Here is a 20461-nt window from a genome sequence, read left to right as displayed (position 1 = left end):
CCAGGGTTCATCATTTGACTTCACGGCTATTTCATACTATATTAGTTGACGTATCAATAATTGAGCTATCAATTAATCAAAGGCGGCGGTTGCAGATGGAGAACGGCAGCATGGAAAATGAACTCATCATCCAAAGGTTGTCCGAGATAAACAAAAAAGCCATGGCGAAGTTTGAGCGCTGTGCTGGCATCAGTCCATCACGGCTTGAGATTCTCCGGGTAATTTATGAATCGGAGGAAATCACTCAGAGGGCACTTCAGAAAAAAGTCAATATTGATCATGCGGCGGTGACCAGGCATCTGAAACAGCTTGAAGATGACGGGATGGTAATCCGCAGGAAAAATTCTGAAGATCAGCGGTTTACCTATGTCCAGCTGTCTGAAGAGGGAAAACGGAGAGTGAGCGCGTACTGCGAAGAAAAACAACGGTTCATTTCCAGCTTCCTAAAAGGTTTTACAAATGAAGAAACTGAAGCTCTTCTCCAAATGCTTACACGCCTCCAAAAGAATATAGAAGAGATTTAACCTTACACCAAGACGAACATAAGGAGAGTGCAACATGACCACACTTACACAGAACGACTTCAAAGAAATCATCACAGGCCGCCGCTCCATCAGGAACTATGATTCAACGGTAAAAATCAGCAAAGAAGAAATGGCCCAAATCCTTGAGGAAGCAACTCTGGCTCCATCCTCCGTGAACCTGCAGCCATGGCGTTTCGTCGTGATTGATTCGAAGGAAGGAAAAGAAACCCTTGCACCTTTAGCAAAATTCAACCAGAGACAAGTCGAAACATCAGCGGCCATGATCGCAGTGTTTGTAGACATGAACAGTGAAGAATACCTGGAAACGATCTATAATACTGCAGTGAAAAAAGGGTTAATGCCAGCTGAAGTCAGAGACCAACAGGTTCCCGCAATCGCAGGACTTGTGGAAACCATGACAACCGAGCAAAAGAAAGAAATGTTCCTCATCGATGCTGGACTCGTTTCCATGCAATTGATGCTCGCAGCTCGCGCACACGGCTATGATACAAACCCAATTGGCGGATACGAAAAAGACCAAATCGCAGAAGCCTTTGACCTGGACAAGGATCGTTTTTACCCTGTCATGCTCATCTCCATCGGGAAAGCCGCTGACCAGGGGTACCAATCAGTCCGCTTGCCTGTAGATGTCATCGCACAGTGGAAATAATAGAAAAAGGAGAAATGAACAATGATTATCATTCATGCCGGTTTTCAAGTAAAAGCAGACGTAGAACAGGAGTTTCTAAAAGAAATAAAGCCATTAATCGAAGCATCAAGAGCCGAGCAAGGCAATGTCTCCTATGACCTTTTAAAAGACACCGAAAAAGCCGGAGCCTACACAATGGTTGAATTATGGAAAGACATGGAGGCCGTCAAGCTTCATAACCAGGCAGAGCATTTCACCGCCTTCATGGCCAAAGCACCACAATTCATGGCCGCTCCAACAGAAGTAAAGCTATTTAATGCCGAGCCGATTTCAAAATAGAAAGCAAAGGGACATTTCCTTCCAGCAAAGTAATGGGTTTTCTTTTGAAGTGCAAATTTGAAAAAAGCATTATGAAATAGCAGGCCAAATCGCTTAATAAAAAAGGAGTTAGATCTAAAAAATCTTAGCTCCTTTCATTTGTATTCTTTGTTCAAAGTAAAGCATCCTATAGTATAGGTGCATTATTTTTGATTTAATTGATTTTTAAAACTTAACTTAATAAATTGTATAACAAATTAAAATAGCCCAATTTCTTAGTAAGAAATTGGGCTTTTACTGTTAATATGAAAAATTTCTATTCTATATTTTCTATTTACCTATATGAATCATGAATTGGATTGAACAAGTCTTCCATTGCATTTCTAACAACTGAAAAGTGTTCCACATTGTAATGACCATGAAGAGTTTTATTATGATGCTTAATAATTTGTTCTGCACTTAAAGCACCACTAGCCGTTGTTGAATGTCCATCACCTACTAATGTAACATCCATCCCATTAATCGTGGCTGTTCTGACTGCACTGTCTATACAGTGCTCAGTTTTACACCCCATTATAACGACATGCTCACTCTTTTGAGATTTTAGGTAATTCAGTAGTCCTGTTCCATGAAAAGAATTCGTTGCAGCTTTATCAAAAATCATTGTATCCGCAGGAATATTAATTTCTTCATGAACTTGAAATCCTTTATCTTTTCCTTTAGCAACATCTAAATCTCTTACAAAGACAACTGGAACACCGAATGTTTTTGCTTTTTCAATTACTGAATTGATATTACTTATTAGTTGTTCTTTATTAAATACAGCACTTTCTTTCTGATTTCCATCAATTAACTCTTGTTGGGCATCAATAATTAATAATGTTTGATTCAAGTGATTTTCCCCTTTCAATTATAGGAAAACGCATTATTAAATTTATTTAGACGTATTCCCCTTAGTATTCATTATCCCAATATATTTTTTCTTTGCCATAATATCTACCTCCTAAATGAAAATATTAGACTGAATTTTCAGACGTTAAAATTTTAACACAAAAATAATAATTTATATAGTACCGTTAGTGGAAAAAGAAGAAACAAGTTTCAACTAATAATTAGCTTGAGTTCTTGCTTAAAAGATCCTTGGTTACCTCTCGTGCCTAAAATACTTGTCGTAATTCAATCTGACCTTCCCCTTGTCCTTGCGGGTCGGGCATCCGCATGGCCCACTCGATGGCTTCTTCCCTCGTATTCACATCAATCAAAATGAACCCGGCAATCAATTCCTTTGTTTCCGGAAATGGGCCGTCCGTAACCACCGGATTTTCACCTGTTTTCGGGAAATAAATGCGAATCCCCTTTGTACTTGGATGAAGCCCTTTAGCCATAACCCGCACACCTGCCTTATCTAATTCCTCATTGTACTTATCCATGGCTTCCATGAGCTCTGGGCTCGGGAGATTTCCGCCTTCTGAATTCTTCGAGGCTTTGACAATCAACATAAACAGCATAAAAAATTCCTCCTTAAGGTTGAATTTGAGTCGTGTCTAACTCATATCTTACTGAGGAGCCCTATTTTTATCAAAGCTCAAAAACAACAATCTACAGGAATGCTAAACTGCCTGTTTAGCTTATTTAATGTTTTATTTTGCTGGCGGAACCCTTTTCAGCATAAATTTATGATAAAGTTATTTAAAGGCTCATATGTCTATTTCAATGGGGTGCAGATGTGGAAAGTACGCATTTAATGGAAGTTAATGAAATTCAAAACCTTACTAAGGGCCATGTTTTATATTTCTATGAGAATCAGGATCAGTATATTTTAAATGCGGCCGAATTTATCACTTCCGGTTTGGAACTGAATGAATATTGTATCATTGTAGAAAATGATCGAAATACATTGTTGATTAAAAAAAGACTCACGTTATTAGTGAATGAATACCAATTAGAAAAAGTGGTGTTTGTCAATAATTATGACTTCTATTATGCCACGGGAGACTTTAGAGTTAATTCTATTTTCGATTATCTTCCTGACTTAACTGGAGGTAATTCAGAAATTGATTTAGTCGCCCGAAGCTGGGCCCATGTAGAATGGCGGGATGAGCGGGAAGTAAGTAAAAAATTATTGGATTCTGAAAATGAAGCTGATAAAATTGTGACCGAAACAAATCTTCTTTCTGTTTGTGCCTACGATTCAAAAAGGGTTAGTAAGGAATTTAAGGAAGGGCTTCTACCTTGCCACAACTTTCTTGTAAAAGAGAAGCAGTGAAGCAACAGGATAAACATATTATTACAGATTTATTTTTTCTGAATATGTCCTGTTTACGAAATTAAGCTCACTTTGAATAAAATGGTTGGTATTATAGCATATAAAATAACAGTGTGATGATGACCATTCTCATGCTGCTAATCAGTGTGCTAAATACAGTGTTAATTCTTATGAAAAAACGTCATAAACCTTGATATATCAATTAAAAGGCATGCAAAATCATATGGATTCAGCATGCCTTTTGTTTAGTTTTTTCACGTTTTGCACTCCAAAAGAGAACCAATATCCTGCAAAGTACCGTTTTCTCTTTTGAAATGCAAAATAGGAAAAAGCATAGCAAATAACAACAAGTTTCATATATGAATTAGCAAACCAAAGCGCATCCTATTTAGCAATAAAGAAGGAACTAGATATGAAAAATTCTAGTTCTTTTCTTTTACTTCTTTATTAAAGTAAAGCACCCTTATGTTTAAGTACATTTTTTCACAAAGCCTGTATTAAGTAGGAAAGCGATGCTTAAAAGCATCGCTTAAACTTTGATTTTAGAAGATACTGTTCCCTGTTTTAAAATTTCATTTTTTATTAATAAAAATGCCTTATAACCAAATATAAAACCTAATGTATTTAGAAGTAAATCATCAATATCAAAACTACGATAAGAATAACCAATAGATAAGGAAATTGATAACTGAATAATCTCAATCAAAAATGAAATTAGAAATCCGCTAACTATTAATTTCCTTAGGCTTAAATTCCTCTTAATAAAGTGGAAATATAATCCTAAGGGAGCCAATAGAACAAGATTCCCTCCTATATTTCTAAGTTCTAAAAAATAGGTATGATAAGTAACTGCGTTCTGAAGTGAATTCCAGACAGTCATAAAAGGAATTAAATTATACTTATAAGGAACATCAACACCAAGGGATATTAAGTAATCATTAATAAAGTTCTTTTGAAATGGAATTGGAAAAATAGTTATATTTAATAGACATATCAAATAAATTAAAAAAACTGCGTCAATAATTGAACGACCGACTGTAATTCTCTTATTTTTCAACCTAATGAAGTAAATTATAAGGAATATAATACTGCTTAAAAACGCTAATGGTTCTATTCCAATCAAAATGATTTCCCCCAAAAAGTGATACCAAAATTTTACACGATTTACAGTGATGTGTCGATAAAGTTCTTAAAGATTACTGCTTCTTTTGTTCAATAAGGAATTCAACAAAAAAGGTGGCTAATCCTTCTGGATCAACGCACCCGTTTCTTTAAAAATACTCATTTGTTACTTCAAATGATCCTTATAAGTCGGATATTTCGGGAAATACATACCTCCACCTGATAGGAATTCTTTTGTTTCAACATCATAAATTGCATATTTACCTCTAAATTCTTTCTCTGTGTCTTTAAAGGAATAGAAGAAAAAAACTTGCCTATTGGGGCTGACTGTCTGATGGTATTTTAAATCTATATCAGGATAGGTATGAAAAACATTTCCATCCCAAGTCATATAATTGAATCCTTTAAGCTCATTAAACAATACCTTTTTCCTAATATTAACTGATGCATCAGTCATTTCTTTAAAGAGACCAGCATCCAAATCTTCTTGGCTATACTTATGTCTTACGTAAAATTCCTGATGTACTGGATACCTTCTATCTCTTAGAGCCTGGTAAAATCCATCTACAGTTTCATCAATTATTTTTTCCGTATTTGCAGGATACAGGTAGTCAACTTTATTTGGATAAGAAGCTCGTGAATAAACAGGATTTCCTAATAACATAAAAATGCTACATACAATGTACAAGCTAATTAATAATGAATTTTTCATTTAGGTTACTCCTTTTTGAAAGTAATGTGCCCTAAATGTTCTTTAACTAACCTGCTCCTTATGTTAAATAAGGAATTGCATTATTCTTCAAGAACAATGCATCCTTGCTATTAATACTTACCTTTTTCAATGTTACTTCCTATCCTTTTCATCTTGTTGGTCGATGTTCTCGCCCCATTTAAATCCAGACTTCCCCATATAATAAAGTATCCCTATAGAAGATAAAACAGCTAATATTGCTATAACTAGCTCCATTTATTACCCTCCTATTTATTCAAGACACCTGTATCTTTACTTAAATAAGAAATTCAACAAAAAATGCGTTAATCCTTTATCGATCATCGCATTCAAACACACCCATTTGTCCATCTAGAATGATTTATTAACTTTCTCTTTTTTAGATTTTTTGCCCCATAAAGCCGAAGCTATTGCACCGAAGAAATTACTTAGAGCTTCTATCATAAATGTTTTCACCTTTTTATTGATGTAGCCACAATTCCTCTTCAAGATTACTGCTCCTTTTGTTCAAATTGTAAGGATATTAGAATCAAAATTAAAAATAATCTCTGTAAACAAAAATCATTGTTATTAAAGAAAGAATGGTATAGGCAATTGCAGTATATAACGCAAAGTTTGGTCTGATTTTAAATTTTTCAGGTGCCATTTTATACATAGTTTGAGCTTGGATCAACATATTGCTATTTTGAGTAGTAAGGCCACCTCTGGAAGTGAAAAATCCAATTATTATTGAAGTTATAAGTCCCACAAAAAAAGAGTAATCTATAAAGGCTGCATTTAAAAAATGGGATACTACATAGTTTATTCCCAATATCAAAACCAAAGTTATAACAATATTAAGAATCTTCCCCACAAATACTCCCCCCTTTTCTTAATTATTACGTAAAATTTGGGGGAAAGTTTCATTTATGTGTGTAAAACCTGGCTGGTTTACTTTTTTAACTATCCTGCACCGTTCGTATTATAAGGTCATCGTATTATAAGGTCATCCAGATAAGAAAATATTTCTGGTTGACCTTTTTCTATATGGTCTTATTATAACGGTAGCCGGGGTAAAACGTAACTGCACGTGGGACCTGGATCCCGTCAACAAAACAGTTTGCCCCCTACTTGTAGAAACATGATTGAGGCTGGTTGGGACATAGATCTCGTATAACAAGCGAAGCTGTGACACTGCAAGGAAAATAAGGGGTACCGGCAAAATAAAAGATTAGGAGATGGTTATGGATGAATCCAGTCGTTGGTCTGGATATTTCTAAGGGGGAAAGTCAGGTTCAAGCTTTTGTCGATAAAGGCAAACCATTCCGTAAGAGCTTTAAAGTAGCTCATACACTTCAGGGGCTTGAGTCACTTGTAGAGTTTTTAGAGGTAGTACAAAAAGAATCGGGTCTAAAACCTCCAGTTATTCTTGAAGCTACTGGACACTATCAAACATCAGTAGTCCAATATTTAGAGGAACGTGGGTATTTATTAATCATTATTAACCCTTTAATTTCCTACAAGGCGAAAAGTTCAAGTTTAAGGAAAGTAAAGACAGATGCCGTCGATGCTTACCACCTCTGCGAGTTGTATTACAAGGAAGAGTTAGAGCCATATAAAAAGCGAGGGGTCCAGCTTTTAAACCTTCGTAACCTTACAAGACAACACGAGAATATTACAGGAGTCATGATTCAGACAAAGCTGCAGTTCCAGGCTATTCTGGATCAAGTATTCCCTGAGTATCGAGGGGTGTTCGGTGATTTATATTCTGTGGTATCACTCTTAACGTTAAAGGAGTTTCCATCATCTGAAGACATATTAAAGGCTAGTGATGAAGCACTCTCAAATAGGATTAAGGAATTATGTAAAAGTCGCTCAATCAGATGGGCCAATGAAAAAGCCTTACAACTAAAAGAGGCGGCAGCTCGCAATCCCTTTGAAAAGACAGTCTATCAGAGTCATATCTTAAGCTTAGGTATGTATATTGATATTATTCTTCAATACAAAGAACACCTATCCACGTTGGAGTCAGAGATAGATGCCCTCGCTAAAGAAGTTGAAGAATATAATATTATCAAATCTATCCCTGGTATCGGAGAAAAGATCGCGGCAACGATCATTTCTGAAATTGGAGAGATAGATCGATTTACTGACCCTAAAAAGCTCGTGGCTTTCGCTGGAGTAGACCCTAGTGTTTTCGAATCTGGCAAGTTTACTGCCACCAAAAACCGAATCACCAAAAGAGGTTCCAGCAGGCTTCGTCACGCCTTATATATGGCTGTTCGATGTGCCATACGCGATTGTCGTAAACAGAAAACGACGGATGAAATCATTCCCCGAAACAAACGAATGCGTGAGTTTTACGACAAGAAGCGTGAAGAAGGAAAGCCATTTAAGGTAGCTGTAATTGCTTGTGTAAATAAGCTCTTACATTGGATATTTGCCCTTTTAAGAAACCGGACCACTTTCCAAGATATAGCTTAGAAACAACATCTAACTAAATTACGAAAAACCTTCCAATTCTAAGAATATGAAGGTTATTTGGTATACCCTTTTTTAGTATATCACGATGAATTTTATAATTTTAATGAAAAATATTGACAAACTATTAGCTGGTTTTGTTTAATAAGGATTTTCACAAAAAAGTTGCTTATCCCTTCCTGGATCATCGCATTGGAGAGAATAAGGTTCTTTCCTGACCTTGAATCATACTTCATTTCAAGATTGGCTCAATAGTTTCAAGTCTGCCTCTGTTAGTTTGTGAATTCCAAACAAAAGTCCCTAAGTATTCCTTATTTAAATCAACTAAATAAAATTCATTCCTTGACACCCTAATTTTTTTATCGTTTAATATCAAATAGTATTTTGTATCTTCTTGAATTTTCTGTTCAACCTTAAATACTCCACCAGTAGAAACTTCTTTAGATTGAAAATTTAATAAAGAAAATATTGTTAATAAGGAGATTATTACTAACACTGCTTTTATAACAGGGTTTATATTCGGCTTTTGGATTCCCCATTTTCGTAAGTATTTTATTACAAAATACATATATATTAAAAACGTTATTGGAACAATAAAAGAAGACAAAGTTGCAGGTATATACAACATCTCGTGTAATGAATAATTAAAATCAGTTATAGCTTGGATCCGACCAAGCTGCACTCCTAAAAAAGAAACATATATTATTCCTAGCAACCAATATAATGATGTTTTCTGGGCTCTCAATAGACTTCGTTTATCTTGTTCTGTTTCATTTTTAAATTTCCTCTCAACTTTCATAACCTTACCCCTTAGAAATTCTTAAATCGTTTACTTCCTTCTTCAACATAACTGCATGTTAGCTAAATAAGGAAATCAATAAAAAAGGCCGTTAATCCTTTTGGATCAACGCACCCCTTCGCCGACCCTTCTTTTGCTAAACTGCTCCCCCCTGTTCGAAAATAAGCAAGAATGTGCCTAAACACTTTTGTATCAATATTTTTTATAAACTAATTATTTCTAACTTATAACTCCTAAATAATAAAGAACAAAATATGCAATAAAGCACAATAGAGATCCTACTAAGAAGGGATTAATGGTAAATGTTGCTTTCTCATGTTGTGGCTTGTAATTTCCTAAGAACATATGGAAAACTGCTACCTGTGAATTCTTTGACAATGCGTCTCCTTTAGAACTAAATAAAAATGCTATAATGGTAAATCCAACTGACCCTAAAAACATTGTATCTACAAGATTTGTTTCAAAATAATGTGATACCCCAAAAAGCAAACCTAATTCTAAAACCAGGACTAGTAAAACGAAAAATATATACCATTTTAACTTCAATGTATCCCCCCTTTTATAGTATTTATTACGAATAAAGTCGTCAGAAGTTTCAAAAATATGTTTATATAGGCATCTAAATCTTAAGAAGCCACTTCCCCTATTCGGGCCTAATTTGACTAATCAAACTCAGTCCGCTGCCAACTGATAACTCCAAGCCAGTTCTTCTCACTGCTGGATCTACACCTGCTCACACCTAATCTGCAATTATTTTTGAACTTCCTACTGACTCGTAATCCTTCATTCCTAACTGTTCTCTAAATTCTTGTTGAACTAACCTGCATCGTTACTTTAATATGAAGAAAAAGGGATTATTCGTTAATGAAAAACCGCCACTTTGCTAACAACCAATTATCATTTTATGAAAAAGAAGAGTTAATCGTTCTGTGTTTCGCTTCTAGAACGATAGTAATTATTAATCATACTATTAGCGATAGATACAGCATCATCTTTAGATAATTGATTTTTTGCTTTAGTTAATGAACCCTTTTCAAACGTTAACAATCCTACACGGTATAATAGCTTACTATTCTTATCAGGATCTCTCCAAGTAATAGCTATTTCCTCTATATTGTTGAGGTAAAAAGCCTTGATATCATGATCCAACAATAACTCTTTACCTGGAATAGAAGTACCATCATGATACCAAACCGTACTTGTAACCCTTTTATTATCTCCAGTGTATAGAATCATTATTGCAGGAATCATTCCTGTTGGGTCATTATCGTAATCTAACTTTACTTCCTCAACTTTAAAAGGGATTTCTTCTAGCGATGGAGCAACAATCTTATCATGAAGTTTTGTAGGTATTCTGTTATATGTGGATTCCAATTGCGGATAATCATCTAGCAGTTTCTCAAACGACGATGCATATAGATTTATGTCTTCCTTATCCTCTGACACATTTGTTGAATTGGAACAACTGACTAAGAAAATTATCAATACAAGATTGCAAATGCAAAGTTTAAATAGTCTGCTCATTCATAATTGCCTCCAAAACTATTCCTGATTAGACAGCTAACTGGATGCTTCTTTAAACACAAATTTGGAATACCTTCTTCCATATAACTGCTTCGTTTGTTCAATAACAACGCTGCCTGTTCTTATGCTATAAAGATCACTTGCCCTCTGAGTGTATATATGATTCATCTATAAGTTAATGTCTTTTTTAGGTAATACTGCTGATTTTCTTTGTTTGGATGTCCTTCAATTACACCGACTATCTCATAACCATTTTTTTGATAGAAGTCCGGTGCTTGAAAGCTAAACGTATCAAGTTGAATTAATTGGCACCTGTTTTCTCTCGCTATTTTTTCTATATGATTTAATAACTCTTTCCCATAACCGCTACCCCTAAGTGATTCATCAACCCACAGGAAATCAATATGTAAGTTATACCAAAAAATTGTTCCTTTATGCCACCTAATATTTCTCCTCCTTCATCCCTAAGAATAAAGCTAATATTCTTAACTGGATGTTTTACATCATCAGGTAGCTTAGAAAGATTATGTTCAATTACATTCTTTCGAATGTATTCACTATCTTCTTGGTTCCATTGTTGAGTTATTTTCAAAATTTCCCCTCCCTAGAAGTCGCTGAATAAATATTCCAACACTTTTGCTTGTTCAACATTCCTGCATCGTTTGTGCAATAAGAAATGAAACATCAAAGTGCGTTAATCTTTCCTAGAGCAACGCACAATTAATAAAGTCATCATTAAATTTCTTATTCCCTCAATTTATCTGACAAACCTTCGTCATTTCCATACTTAAATTCTCCTATTTTTCCTTCTGACATCAAAACCTTACCTTCTACATCCACAGTTTTTTCTTCTTCGCCGCTCTTTTGATAACCAACTTTCGCAACAAAGATATAAAGTCTCGGGTTATGCTGATTTTGCTCGGTGGTAACTCCCTTAAAGCTTAACTTATAACCAGCGTTGTAAGCATATGTCTGGTATTGAGTACCGCCATATGCTGCTATGAAGGAATGGAGACCCGCATCTGTAAAGAAAGAACCGTACTTCTCTTCTAAATATTGATCAAATTCTTTGTTCTCTTCTTGACCATTCACAACAGTCTTATATTTAGGATTCCACATTAGACCCATTAACTTCTCATCTGGACCGGTAAACTCAAGCTCAAGTATTTTTTTAATTGCTTCTTTATTTCTTTGTATAGATGTCGCATCCTCATTTGAAGGCTTATTTAGAGACTCCTTTGGCTCCCCAGCCTGTCTCATGTTAGGTCCATTTAATAAGTTTAGCTGGATTCCAACAAAATATAGAATACCTAAAAACAAGACCGAAACCACCGAAACACTAAGTAGAGTGTTAAATTTATTTTTCAGCTGAAATACGTGTTTTTCAATTTTGGTCTTTTTTATGGAGTTCAAGACTTGCTGATGATGCCTATCATCAAAATTCACATCTTTCAAAATGGTGTTATCCATTTTTTCTTTTAAATTATCAAGTTTATTTTCCATCAATTGCTCCCGCTCCTTCCAATGATTCTTTTAATTTATGACGTCCTCGATGCAGTCTTGTTTTAACGGTATTAGAGTTAATCTCTAACAGATCTGAGATTTCCTCGATGGATAGATCTTGATAATAAAATAGAATAATGACTTCTCTCTGTTTTATAGGGAGTTTTAATACATGAAGTGATATTAATTCATCTTCATGATGATAAATTGCAGAAACAGTTTGATGATTTTGTTTAAAAAAATCAGTCAAAAATAAATTTTTATAATGCCAACTCTTCAATACATCCTTACACCTGTTCACCGTAATTCGGATCAGCCAGGTTTTATAAGATGAATCATTACGAAAGGAATCCATCTTTTCATAACATTTTATAAATACATCTTGCGCCACATCTTCTGCTAATCTTTTTGTTTCAGATATGTAAAGGCAATCCTGATAATATCATTGCCAAATGTATTCATGAGCCATTTCAGTTTTTCCTCTCGGTTTAAATTCTTTACCGGGTCAATCATATTTGCTCACAACCTTGTTTTTGATAATTAGACGATTTGAAATTTTTCAAGGTTCCATTTTTCGGAATCAGCAACAATTTTTTACATAAATAATTCTCAATAAAAAAACCGCCAAGAATGACAGCTTATTACTTATCTCCAAAAATACCATTAAACTCGTTATTAAGATAATTTCTAATAAACTTCAACAAAAAGTCCCGCAAGAACATATATTCGTGTATTATTTATTTATGACTATCAAGGGAGGGGTTCTTTTTGAATTCAATTGACCTAATTATTTTAAACTTTAATGAAGTTAGAAGAAGAAGTATTAAGGTGTGGTCATCAATACCTGAAGAAAAACTAAAATGGAAGCCTGATGATGAAGCCATGAATTGCATAGAAATGATCAGGCATGTTTTGGAAAGCGAACATTATTATCACCTAGCTATCATTAATAGAGGGAGCCTTCCAGAGTTTACTTCTCCTTTCGAAAACAGGCCTTTCACTACAGTAAGCGCGGAAATGGAGTTTGCAAAACCATATCGTAATAAGTTCTTCGACACAATCAAGTCATTTTCTGAGGAAGATTTAACAAAAATAAAGATAGACCGCTCTGATTCAGGATACATAAGAGACTTGGGGGATATGCTCCTCCGTATTGCCTACCACGAATCAATTCACACTGGTCAGCTATTGGATTATTTAAGAACTGCAGGGGTTCCACGGATACGAATTTGGGATTAAATTATAGTACAGGTGCTTTCACTATAGTGAAGTACCTTTTATTTTGTATTAGTTCTTCAGAGACTAAAAAGTGAGATACTATTCAAGAGTTCTTCTTCAACTCCCTGCATCGTTTGTATTTAAAGTAAGGTTCATCATTTTCGACTGCACCTTGGGGAGATTTTACCCCCAATTGTTTCTTTGAGTTTATCTATAATTTGAACTTGGTTTTCATTATCAGAATAAAATGTGCCTTTGAATCAGGGAACTTGTTTATACACCATTTTTTTCTCCACATATATTGATATTGCAAGTAATTCAATAAATGAAAGGAGGATAATGATAATGTGTGAATACTGTGATTCTAATGAGGGTCATCAAAAGAGGACAAGTTCAAGCCGCAGCAGATGTGATAAATGTGCTTGTAATATACTAAACAGGTTAGAGCGAGGAACAGAAGTAGATGTATTTTTATCAGGTGGTAAAGTATTAGAAGATGTAATCTTCTTGAGAATTAATAATAGAACTTGCTGTGCAACATTTAAAGACGAAGAAAAAGAGCCAGGTACCACTCTTTTTGTCGACTGCCGTGACATAGTTGCTCTTCGTATAGAGTAACTTTAGCCGAAATTAAAGCCTGTTTGGGATATCCAAATAGGCTTTAAAATTAAAATAAAATTTTTTATAGTCGGATCCTCCCTAATAATAAAGATTTTAATAATAGTATCTTCATTCTTATTGAACCTATCATGCTGCTATAGAATTCCTGTAGAAAGCTAATTCTCAACTTTGAATAAAATAAGGTCCCTCAGTAAGATATGAGTATAGACACCACTCTAACTCAGAACCCTAAGGAGGAACCCTTACTATGAAGTTTAAAATGCAGGACAAACAAAATCAACTGATAGAGAGAATTTCAGATAGCCACCTTGTAGTTGGTGTGGATATTGCACAAGAATTACATGTAGCCAGAGCTGTGAATTTCCGTGGAATAATAGTGGGAGATCCACTTACCTTCGAAAATAATGAAGAAGGTTTTGCTAAATTACTACAGTGGATAAACCAGTTAAAAACCTTAAGAGGCTTTTCTTCAACTATCATAGGGATGGAACCTACAGGACATTATTGGATTAACCTTTCAAAATGGCTATATGATCAAGACATTGAAGCAGTAACTGTTAACCCTCATCATGTAAAAAAGAATAAAGAAAACCGTGATAATAGCCGATCGAAAAGTGATAAAAAAGATGCTCTCGTTATCGCTGATATGGTCAAGAATGGTTATTATTCCTTTATTCGCCCTAATTCAGAGGTCTTTGAAAAACTAAGAGTTTTAATGTCTAACCGTGATATGACAGTTAAGAGACTTGTTAGTGCCATCAATCAAATTAACCGTTGGGTCGATATTGTTTTTCCAGAACTTCGACAGGTATTCAAAGATGTCAAAGGCAAAGGGGCTATGGCGACTCTGCGCCTATTCCCTACACCACTTGAACTACGCTCCATGAAAGCACCCGATGTCGTTGAAGGTTGGAAATCCCAAATGAAAAGACAACCTGGGATAAAAAAAGCACAAGCCTTAATTGAATTAGCTGTGCATTCAGTCGGCACTCGACAAGCACTCGATGCTTATAAACTACACCTGGAACAGCTAATTGAAGAGTTTGATTTAGCCACTGCGCAACTTGAACGAGTTGAACAGGAAGTCACTTCCCTACTTAAACAAATTCCTTTCGCAAAAAAGTTGCTTGCCATCAAAGGAATTAGTGAAATTGCACTTGCAGGCATTCTTGGAGAATCGGGTGACCTCAGTGGTTTTGCGCATGGTAATTCTCTATTGCGCCATGCTGGATTACATCTTTCAGAGGCCAGTTCAGGTAAATGGAAAGGACAAATTGTCCTTTCTAAGCGTGGCAGATCGCGTTTACGGCGCTTTTTGTATTTAGCCACAATGAGTCTTGTCATGAACAACCCTGATTTTAAAGAGCTGCACGCTAAGAATGTTAATGTGAAGAAGATGAAGAAAATGAAATCAATAATGAAATTAATCCATAAACTCGCCAGAGTATTAGTAGGAATGGCCAGAAAGAATGATTCTTATCGTTCCGAGAAGATCCAATCGATTACGCCAATAGCTGCCTAACGTTTAGTTAATAATTAAAGAAATACTTTAGATTTAATACCTTTCGAATACTGCCTTTTTCGCAGGACTCAAAGAATGTACAAGTACCGGATTTATTGAACAAAAGGGCTCAGACCCGTTTCTTTAGAAAGACCGGCCTCTACCACTTGGATAGGTGTAACGAAGGAATGAGAGGGCTTTTGACCCGTTGAGACATGGGAGTGAAAACCTCCAGGGGTAGCGTGGAGAAAACGTACATTATATGGAAATCATTGGATTTAGCAGTAAATCCTTTATTAAAGTACGCCTTCAGGTAGCCATAATGTTCAGACTCATTCAATCTATCCCCTACTATTCTTTCAAGTGATTTGAAATCCTGCGAATAAGTGAGTATTCGAGAGATAATGGTATCTAACTGAGGGAGTTCAATAAGGAATTCAATAAAAACAGCCGCCACCTATGGAAGCTGGATATTGACCAACGCATCCGTTGTTTAGGTAAGAATCTACTATTGATTTGTTACGATTAATTTTCGTGTTTTAACGTCGTATATTTTATAACTAATTTCAAACATATGATCTTTTGTAACTGTGAGCTCGCAATAATATGGAATTGACTTTCCATAAGCATCAAGTGCAGGAATATCTCTGAAGGTAAATATTTCATCTGAATCGAGTATTCTAAAGGTCGTTACTGATGAACGACCTGATGAATCGATTTCGATAACACATTTCCCTGCGACGACATCATATTCCTTAAGAACCATATATTTTATGCTTGGAAGAGTAATGGCTAAAAATAAAACACCAAGTAAAAGGATTCCCAAGCTCTTACCTATATTTAATATTGAATAATCCTTGTTACTATACATACCACTAAAAATAAACACTGCCCCTAAAACAAACAAGACTCCAAGTATGAGTATTAAATAATACATGAAAATCTCTTGATTTCCCAATTCCAATCCCTCTTTTAGCTTAATCAAAACTCGATTGATTTTGTATAAATTTATACGAGTTAATTGTAAAGAAGGTTTCACATTGTTTTACTTGCAGGTTCTCCAGATGATTGATTAAAATGGTTGGTATTTTAGCAAATAAAATGACATTCCTATGATGCTAATCCCAAGTCCATAAAAAAGAGGATAGACATAGGTCTATCCCCCATTAAAAATCCGAGGCAGGAACCTTTCTACGCCTTACGGATTTTCACTTTATCTTCATTGTCTTTGCGGATTTTTTCCACTAGCTGGGTGATCTTTTCATCTTTCTTTTGTGCTAGAACTTGCTGCTCAAGCTGTGGTTTGATTTTTTCGAGTTCTTCTGGCTTTTGCTTTTGGCCTTCAGCTTGCTGCTTGTATTGATCATACATTGCCTGGATTTCTTCATCGGAGGCTTCTACCTTGCCGATCTTGCTGTCCAGATATTGTGTGACAGTCATTTGCTTTTTCAGTTGGGCCTTAAGTTCTTTCTCACTCAATTTGTTCTTTTTCAATGCTTCTTCATACTGTTTTTCATCTTCGAAGTTGGTTTTGATCTTTTCCAATTCTGCATCGATTTCTTTCTGTTCAACAGAGACGCCGTCCTTCTCTGCTGTCTGGAGAAGCAGCTCCGCATTGATCATTTGATCCAGAACAGACTTTTCAAGTTGTTCCTTCATCTTGCTATCCATCTGGTCTGCCGGCATACCTTGCTGTTCGTAAGTTGCCTTCATGGCATCCAGTTCTTTTTTATATTCTTTTTTTGAAATATCTTTTCCATCTACTGTTGCAACTATATCTTCTTTATTTTCTTTTTCAGCATTCCCTTTCGAGCTATCATTGCTGCATGCGCCAAGCACTAGGGCGGCGATGCTCAAGAAAAGAACGCCTGTTAAAAATCGCTTCATCATAAACAAACTCCCCTTTCAACCAACATGTCCGTCATAGTATCACATTTCTCGAAGAAATAGAAGGTTTTAAAGGAATTGTTATTGGATTGTAATATAGTTAATGATAAAAAAGTCCCGAAAATCACACATAATAGTTTGGCTCCTACAGCACAACCAATCAGTCACCACTCAAAGGGAATAAAGGATATTCCCACTGATGCGTACACTCTTCCAGCATATAATAGCCTCGCTCTTCATTCGGCACGATGCGGTTGCACTGCTGTCTTGGAATGGGTCCCTTATCTTCTTCGCTTGTCACATCAATCCAGCTCTCACCTGTTGCTTCGTCATAACGTGTTGTCAGCCGGTTTCCATTGACTACAATGATGTGGCCGTTTTCTTTCATCTCGGCTTTTTTCATGAAAGTCACGATATCACTAGTGTGATCAGCTACACTCTGCCCTGGCTTGAACGGTCCAAGATGAACCTCTTTCATTCCCTTCCAGGCAGGAAAACGCACCGTGCTTTCCGTCACCCATTCAGCCCTGTCCACACCGAGGATTCCTTCCGCATCCAAACCTGGATGTTCCGTTCCCTGTACAACCATGGTGATCGATTGATCATCAAGCAGTTTGCCAATCAAGCCAAACCTTGTTCTGTAAAAATGGTATTGATACGTCGTTTCGCCTAGCGAAAAGAATCGGTATTCAATGACGACGGACTGGTTGTTCCACGGCGATTCAATTTTCTTAAAGTGATTTTCCTTGACCAGAAGCATGAGACCGTGAAGCAGCATAACCGGAACGATCACGGTCACTCCAATGGCTGCACCCCATTTTTTGCGACGGGATGACCGATAAGCGATGACCGCTAAAACAATCACATTTGCGGCCAATGGAATCAAGTACCCCGTTGGCTTCAAAAACAGAAAGAAGTATCCTGCCATATGCATGATGACAAGCAATAAGTCCATACCAGCTAACAACCATAATGCTATTTTATTGTTCATTGCTTCTTCCCCACTTTTATTTAAAAACATTCGTCAACCCTGACCGATAACATCCAACTTTGTATATTTATGGTAACATAAAAACAGGTCATACATAGCACTGGAGGTTGAATTGAAGAATTTGAATCAGGTTTTATCAGGTATTCACACAAAGATCGATTTTTCAGGTACGGTTTTCGTCCAGCAGGGGAATGCTCCGGCAGCAAGTGCAAGCTTTGGCTTTTCCAACCGCTCGGATCAGGTAAAAAACAACACTGACACGCGTTTCGGCATCGCTTCTGGCTGCAAGCTGTTCACGGCAATTGCCATTTGCCAGCTTGTCGAGGATGGAAAACTCACCTTTGATACGAGATTGAGAGACTGTCTTGACATCAAGTTTCCTAGATTTAATGAAGAGATTACGATTCAACATTTGCTGACGCATACCTCGGGGATTCCTGATTATTTTGATGAAAAAATCATGGATGATTTCGAGGATCTCTGGGTGGCGAGACCGATGTACCACATCAGGAACCTCAGCGATTTTTTGCCGATGTTCCAAAATGAACAAATGAAAGCTGCTCCCGGTGAAGCTTTTCACTACAATAATGCTGGCTATATTTTACTCGGACTGATTGTTGAACAGGCTTCCAAGATGACATTCACGGATTATGTCGAGGAACATATTTTCAAAAGAGCTGGCATGAATGATTCAGGTTATTTTTCATTTGATCAATTGCCCGCCAATACAGCGACCGGCTATATCGATCTTCCTGACGGAACATGGAAAACCAATATCTATTCCCTGCCGGTAAAAGGCGGCTCTGACGGAGGAGCCTATATCACCGTAAACGACATGGCCGAGCTGTGGAAAGCGTTATTTGGGCAGCTTTTACTCACAAAGGAGACCTTGGAACGACTGCTCACCCCCCACGCGCAAGCCAACGAAACCGGCTATTACGGGTACGGCATCTGGATCAAGAATGAATCCGGGCAAGTAGCTAAATACCATGTGATGGGCTATGACCCAGGAGTCAGCTTCCACTCCGCCTACTACCCGGCCACCCAGGCCATCGCCGTGGTCTGCTCCAATAAATCCGAGGGTGCCTATGACATCATGGAGGCTGTGGAACAGGGGCTCTTAAGCGGTATTTGAATTAGCTAGTTACATAGGTACGTGATTTTAATATATGGTGGTGTTGCAAAATCATTTCAAAATGGAAAATCTATCAAGGCATTATGATCATCATTTTGGTCATTCTCGCTTTCATAGCAGACTTGTATAAGGACAATCTTTCTAGCAATACCGTTCAATATCCATATTTGCAATTTCTCTTATCAACTTTGTTCATTGCCGCTGTTTTAGGAATAATTAGCTTGATCTTATATTTTCAAACGAAGACGAGCCAATCATTCTTAATCCATCCGGCATGGGATAAAATGAATATCGTGGTATTGGTGGTCTTTTTCCTTTCAGTCGTCATTTTCATTAGCCTGGTCATGTTTACTCCATTGGCGTCCGCAGTGGAACATAGCCGCTGGATCTTGTATATCATTCTTTACTACTTTCTATTTTTAGCCAATGTTTTAACCTTATCGATTGTTCATAAAAATAATAAAAGTTTAGGAAATCAACAAAAAATCAGATCATCATTTGTTTGGACATTATTGATCCTATTGCTGGTGATTTTCTTCATTCCTGGATTGTAAGCGAAATATAAAGAGGATAGCTTAGTGGCTATCCTCTTTTGTATACACATATTGTCTAAGCCTTCGATTTAAGCAAAGATTTTCTCTACATCAACGTTGAATTCTTTCAAGAACGCCGACCTTATGATGCCTTTATCTTTAGCAACGTCATGTAATTTAAATGTCTTCTTTTCATCTAAGACATACACTTGAATGGTATTTATGAGCGGATTCACGATCCAATATTCCTTTACACCAAACTGCATGTAAAGGTTCAGTTTGAAAACCAGGTCATGCGATTGATTCGAAGGACTAATAATCTCAATGATCAGTGAAGGAACCCCTACATATCTATTTTCCTGGAAACCTGTTTTGTCGCAAATGATAGAAAGATCAGGGATAACAATCCTGGTCCCTTCCATATGATCGCTCTTTAGCTCTACATCAAACGGCGCTTGGAACACCTCACATCCTGAGCCATCAAGCAGCTGGAACAACTGAGCATGCAAACGTCCTGATATTCTTTGATGCTTCGTGGAAGGAGAAGGTGTCATAAAAACCATACCGTCTATATACTCCAGTAGCTGGTCGGAATCCTCTCTATATCGATAAAATTCACTTAGTGATATACGTCGATCTTCTGGTAAGCTCATGATCTCACCCTTCCTGCTTTTAATTTC

At 36.5% G+C, this 20461-nt stretch carries 25 protein-coding genes and 1 pseudogene; 10 read left to right on the top strand and 16 right to left on the bottom strand.

Annotated elements, in window-relative coordinates; all coding sequences use genetic code 11:
• Positions 1–95 precede the first annotated feature (95 nt).
• The 3 genes from QNH36_RS02905 to QNH36_RS02895 are packed head-to-tail and all read left to right on the top strand — an operon-like array spanning position 96 to position 1512.
• Entirely contained in the window at positions 96–524 is a 429-nt protein-coding gene (locus tag QNH36_RS02905; protein ID WP_144475512.1) for a MarR family winged helix-turn-helix transcriptional regulator, read from the top strand.
• 34 nt (positions 525–558) lie between these two features.
• Positions 559–1194 (top strand): nitroreductase family protein, encoded by a 636-nt coding sequence (locus QNH36_RS02900; protein WP_144475513.1) that lies wholly within the window; start codon positions 559–561, stop codon positions 1192–1194.
• 21 nt (positions 1195–1215) lie between these two features.
• Positions 1216–1512 carry a putative quinol monooxygenase gene (locus tag QNH36_RS02895; RefSeq protein ID WP_144475514.1) on the top strand — a complete coding sequence of 99 codons (297 nt, stop codon included), beginning with the start codon at positions 1216–1218 and terminating at the stop codon, positions 1510–1512.
• 313 nt (positions 1513–1825) lie between these two features.
• Here QNH36_RS02895 and QNH36_RS02890 read toward each other — a convergent pair whose 3' ends face one another.
• Positions 1826–2383 carry a cysteine hydrolase family protein gene (locus QNH36_RS02890; protein ID WP_144475515.1) on the bottom strand — a complete coding sequence of 186 codons (558 nt, stop codon included), beginning with the start codon at positions 2381–2383 and terminating at the stop codon, positions 1826–1828.
• 265 nt (positions 2384–2648) lie between these two features.
• Positions 2649–2999, bottom strand: a complete 351-nt coding sequence (locus tag QNH36_RS02885; RefSeq protein ID WP_144475516.1) for a YciI family protein — start codon at positions 2997–2999, stop codon at positions 2649–2651.
• A 218-nt stretch (positions 3000–3217) separates the two neighbouring features.
• Between QNH36_RS02885 and QNH36_RS02880 the strand changes: the two genes are divergently transcribed.
• On the top strand, positions 3218–3757 hold the full coding sequence (locus QNH36_RS02880; protein ID WP_144475517.1) for an MEDS domain-containing protein: 540 nt from the start codon (positions 3218–3220) through the stop codon (positions 3755–3757).
• A 529-nt stretch (positions 3758–4286) separates the two neighbouring features.
• Here QNH36_RS02880 and QNH36_RS02875 read toward each other — a convergent pair.
• The 4 genes from QNH36_RS02875 to QNH36_RS02860 all read right to left on the bottom strand — a co-directional run bounded on the left by QNH36_RS02875 (position 4287) and on the right by QNH36_RS02860 (position 6462).
• Positions 4287–4880, bottom strand: coding sequence for a VanZ family protein (locus QNH36_RS02875; protein WP_186326689.1), 594 nt, complete (start codon positions 4878–4880; stop codon positions 4287–4289).
• Between the two features lie 165 nt (positions 4881–5045).
• On the bottom strand, positions 5046–5591 hold the full coding sequence (locus QNH36_RS02870) for a hypothetical protein (protein ID WP_144475519.1): 546 nt from the start codon (positions 5589–5591) through the stop codon (positions 5046–5048).
• A 132-nt stretch (positions 5592–5723) separates the two neighbouring features.
• Positions 5724–5846, bottom strand: coding sequence for a hypothetical protein (locus QNH36_RS02865; protein ID WP_260983539.1), 123 nt, complete (start codon positions 5844–5846; stop codon positions 5724–5726).
• 298 nt (positions 5847–6144) lie between these two features.
• Positions 6145–6462 carry a hypothetical protein gene (locus tag QNH36_RS02860; protein WP_144475520.1) on the bottom strand — a complete coding sequence of 106 codons (318 nt, stop codon included), beginning with the start codon at positions 6460–6462 and terminating at the stop codon, positions 6145–6147.
• Positions 6463–6836: 374 nt separating this feature from the next.
• Here QNH36_RS02860 and QNH36_RS02855 point away from each other — a divergent pair, with 374 nt between their 5' ends.
• On the top strand, positions 6837–8072 hold the full coding sequence (locus QNH36_RS02855; protein WP_283904630.1) for an IS110 family RNA-guided transposase: 1236 nt from the start codon (positions 6837–6839) through the stop codon (positions 8070–8072).
• A gap of 229 nt (positions 8073–8301) precedes the next feature.
• Here the strand turns inward: QNH36_RS02855 and QNH36_RS02850 are convergent, their stop codons facing one another.
• The 6 genes and pseudogenes from QNH36_RS02850 to QNH36_RS02825 all read right to left on the bottom strand — a co-directional run bounded on the left by QNH36_RS02850 (position 8302) and on the right by QNH36_RS02825 (position 12250).
• Positions 8302–8868, bottom strand: coding sequence for a hypothetical protein (locus QNH36_RS02850; protein WP_144481502.1), 567 nt, complete (start codon positions 8866–8868; stop codon positions 8302–8304).
• Positions 8869–9087: 219 nt separating this feature from the next.
• Positions 9088–9414, bottom strand: a complete 327-nt coding sequence (locus QNH36_RS02845; protein ID WP_144481501.1) for a hypothetical protein — start codon at positions 9412–9414, stop codon at positions 9088–9090.
• A 372-nt stretch (positions 9415–9786) separates the two neighbouring features.
• Positions 9787–10392: a hypothetical protein gene (locus QNH36_RS02840; protein ID WP_144481500.1), complete on the bottom strand. Its 606-nt coding sequence runs from the start codon at positions 10390–10392 to the stop codon at positions 9787–9789.
• A gap of 164 nt (positions 10393–10556) precedes the next feature.
• A pseudogene (locus QNH36_RS02835) lies at positions 10557–10984 on the bottom strand (GNAT family N-acetyltransferase).
• A 152-nt stretch (positions 10985–11136) separates the two neighbouring features.
• Positions 11137–11898 (bottom strand): hypothetical protein, encoded by a 762-nt coding sequence (locus tag QNH36_RS02830; protein ID WP_222125091.1) that lies wholly within the window; start codon positions 11896–11898, stop codon positions 11137–11139.
• Entirely contained in the window at positions 11885–12250 is a 366-nt protein-coding gene (locus tag QNH36_RS02825; RefSeq protein WP_313959742.1) for a sigma-70 family RNA polymerase sigma factor, read from the bottom strand. Before QNH36_RS02825 ends, QNH36_RS02830 begins: the two co-directional genes overlap by 14 nt.
• Positions 12251–12663: 413 nt before the next feature.
• Here QNH36_RS02825 and QNH36_RS02820 point away from each other — a divergent pair, with 413 nt between their 5' ends.
• The 3 genes from QNH36_RS02820 to QNH36_RS02810 all read left to right on the top strand — a co-directional run bounded on the left by QNH36_RS02820 (position 12664) and on the right by QNH36_RS02810 (position 15256).
• Complete coding sequence (locus QNH36_RS02820; protein ID WP_144481498.1) at positions 12664–13134, top strand: DinB family protein; 471 nt, start codon at positions 12664–12666, stop codon at positions 13132–13134.
• A 408-nt stretch (positions 13135–13542) separates the two neighbouring features.
• Positions 13543–13731 carry a penicillin-binding protein gene (locus tag QNH36_RS02815; RefSeq protein WP_395883904.1) on the top strand — a complete coding sequence of 63 codons (189 nt, stop codon included), beginning with the start codon at positions 13543–13545 and terminating at the stop codon, positions 13729–13731.
• A 250-nt stretch (positions 13732–13981) separates the two neighbouring features.
• Entirely contained in the window at positions 13982–15256 is a 1275-nt protein-coding gene (locus QNH36_RS02810; RefSeq protein WP_283904629.1) for an IS110 family RNA-guided transposase, read from the top strand.
• A 487-nt stretch (positions 15257–15743) separates the two neighbouring features.
• On the opposite strand, the gene QNH36_RS02805 is transcribed toward QNH36_RS02810, so the two are convergent.
• The 3 genes from QNH36_RS02805 to QNH36_RS02795 all read right to left on the bottom strand — a co-directional run bounded on the left by QNH36_RS02805 (position 15744) and on the right by QNH36_RS02795 (position 18113).
• Positions 15744–16193, bottom strand: coding sequence for a hypothetical protein (locus tag QNH36_RS02805; protein WP_144480062.1), 450 nt, complete (start codon positions 16191–16193; stop codon positions 15744–15746).
• Between the two features lie 233 nt (positions 16194–16426).
• Positions 16427–17125 carry a SurA N-terminal domain-containing protein gene (locus QNH36_RS02800; RefSeq protein ID WP_144480064.1) on the bottom strand — a complete coding sequence of 233 codons (699 nt, stop codon included), beginning with the start codon at positions 17123–17125 and terminating at the stop codon, positions 16427–16429.
• A 157-nt stretch (positions 17126–17282) separates the two neighbouring features.
• Positions 17283–18113 carry a hypothetical protein gene (locus tag QNH36_RS02795; RefSeq protein ID WP_144480066.1) on the bottom strand — a complete coding sequence of 277 codons (831 nt, stop codon included), beginning with the start codon at positions 18111–18113 and terminating at the stop codon, positions 17283–17285.
• Between the two features lie 112 nt (positions 18114–18225).
• Here QNH36_RS02795 and QNH36_RS02790 point away from each other — a divergent pair, with 112 nt between their 5' ends.
• Positions 18226–19248, top strand: coding sequence for a serine hydrolase domain-containing protein (locus tag QNH36_RS02790; RefSeq protein ID WP_260983653.1), 1023 nt, complete (start codon positions 18226–18228; stop codon positions 19246–19248).
• A gap of 83 nt (positions 19249–19331) precedes the next feature.
• Complete coding sequence (locus tag QNH36_RS02785) at positions 19332–19802, top strand: hypothetical protein (RefSeq protein WP_144480070.1); 471 nt, start codon at positions 19332–19334, stop codon at positions 19800–19802.
• Positions 19803–19870: 68 nt separating this feature from the next.
• Here the strand turns inward: QNH36_RS02785 and QNH36_RS02780 are convergent, their stop codons facing one another.
• Positions 19871–20434 (bottom strand): Uma2 family endonuclease, encoded by a 564-nt coding sequence (locus QNH36_RS02780; RefSeq protein ID WP_144480072.1) that lies wholly within the window; start codon positions 20432–20434, stop codon positions 19871–19873.
• Positions 20435–20461: the final 27 nt, after the last annotated feature.

This window comes from Mesobacillus sp. AQ2 (genome assembly GCF_030122805.1).
GTDB classification, from domain to species: Bacteria; Bacillota; Bacilli; order Bacillales; family Cytobacillaceae; genus Mesobacillus; species Mesobacillus oceanisediminis_A.
Note: the sequence above shows the minus strand (reverse complement) of the source record. Positions and strands in the feature narration are given on the sequence as shown.

What these genes read in the sequence shown, in the direction of transcription:
- QNH36_RS02850 (WP_144481502.1), bottom strand. Translation starts at nt 8,868, where the DNA reads ATGAAAGTTGAGAGGAAATTTAAAAATGAAACAGAACAAGATAAACGA.
- QNH36_RS02870 (WP_144475519.1), bottom strand. Translation starts at nt 5,591, where the DNA reads ATGAAAAATTCATTATTAATTAGCTTGTACATTGTATGTAGCATTTTT.
- QNH36_RS02795 (WP_144480066.1), bottom strand. Translation starts at nt 18,113, where the DNA reads ATGAACAATAAAATAGCATTATGGTTGTTAGCTGGTATGGACTTATTG.
- QNH36_RS02855 (WP_283904630.1), top strand. Translation starts at nt 6,837, where the DNA reads ATGAATCCAGTCGTTGGTCTGGATATTTCTAAGGGGGAAAGTCAGGTT.
- QNH36_RS02885 (WP_144475516.1), bottom strand. Translation starts at nt 2,999, where the DNA reads ATGCTGTTTATGTTGATTGTCAAAGCCTCGAAGAATTCAGAAGGCGGA.
- QNH36_RS02810 (WP_283904629.1), top strand. Translation starts at nt 13,982, where the DNA reads ATGAAGTTTAAAATGCAGGACAAACAAAATCAACTGATAGAGAGAATT.
- QNH36_RS02800 (WP_144480064.1), bottom strand. Translation starts at nt 17,125, where the DNA reads ATGATGAAGCGATTTTTAACAGGCGTTCTTTTCTTGAGCATCGCCGCC.
- QNH36_RS02785 (WP_144480070.1), top strand. Translation starts at nt 19,332, where the DNA reads ATGATCATCATTTTGGTCATTCTCGCTTTCATAGCAGACTTGTATAAG.
- QNH36_RS02825 (WP_313959742.1), bottom strand. Translation starts at nt 12,250, where the DNA reads ATGGATTCCTTTCGTAATGATTCATCTTATAAAACCTGGCTGATCCGA.
- QNH36_RS02865 (WP_260983539.1), bottom strand. Translation starts at nt 5,846, where the DNA reads ATGGAGCTAGTTATAGCAATATTAGCTGTTTTATCTTCTATAGGGATA.
- QNH36_RS02905 (WP_144475512.1), top strand. Translation starts at nt 96, where the DNA reads ATGGAGAACGGCAGCATGGAAAATGAACTCATCATCCAAAGGTTGTCC.
- QNH36_RS02780 (WP_144480072.1), bottom strand. Translation starts at nt 20,434, where the DNA reads ATGAGCTTACCAGAAGATCGACGTATATCACTAAGTGAATTTTATCGA.
- QNH36_RS02840 (WP_144481500.1), bottom strand. Translation starts at nt 10,392, where the DNA reads ATGAGCAGACTATTTAAACTTTGCATTTGCAATCTTGTATTGATAATT.
- QNH36_RS02900 (WP_144475513.1), top strand. Translation starts at nt 559, where the DNA reads ATGACCACACTTACACAGAACGACTTCAAAGAAATCATCACAGGCCGC.
- QNH36_RS02895 (WP_144475514.1), top strand. Translation starts at nt 1,216, where the DNA reads ATGATTATCATTCATGCCGGTTTTCAAGTAAAAGCAGACGTAGAACAG.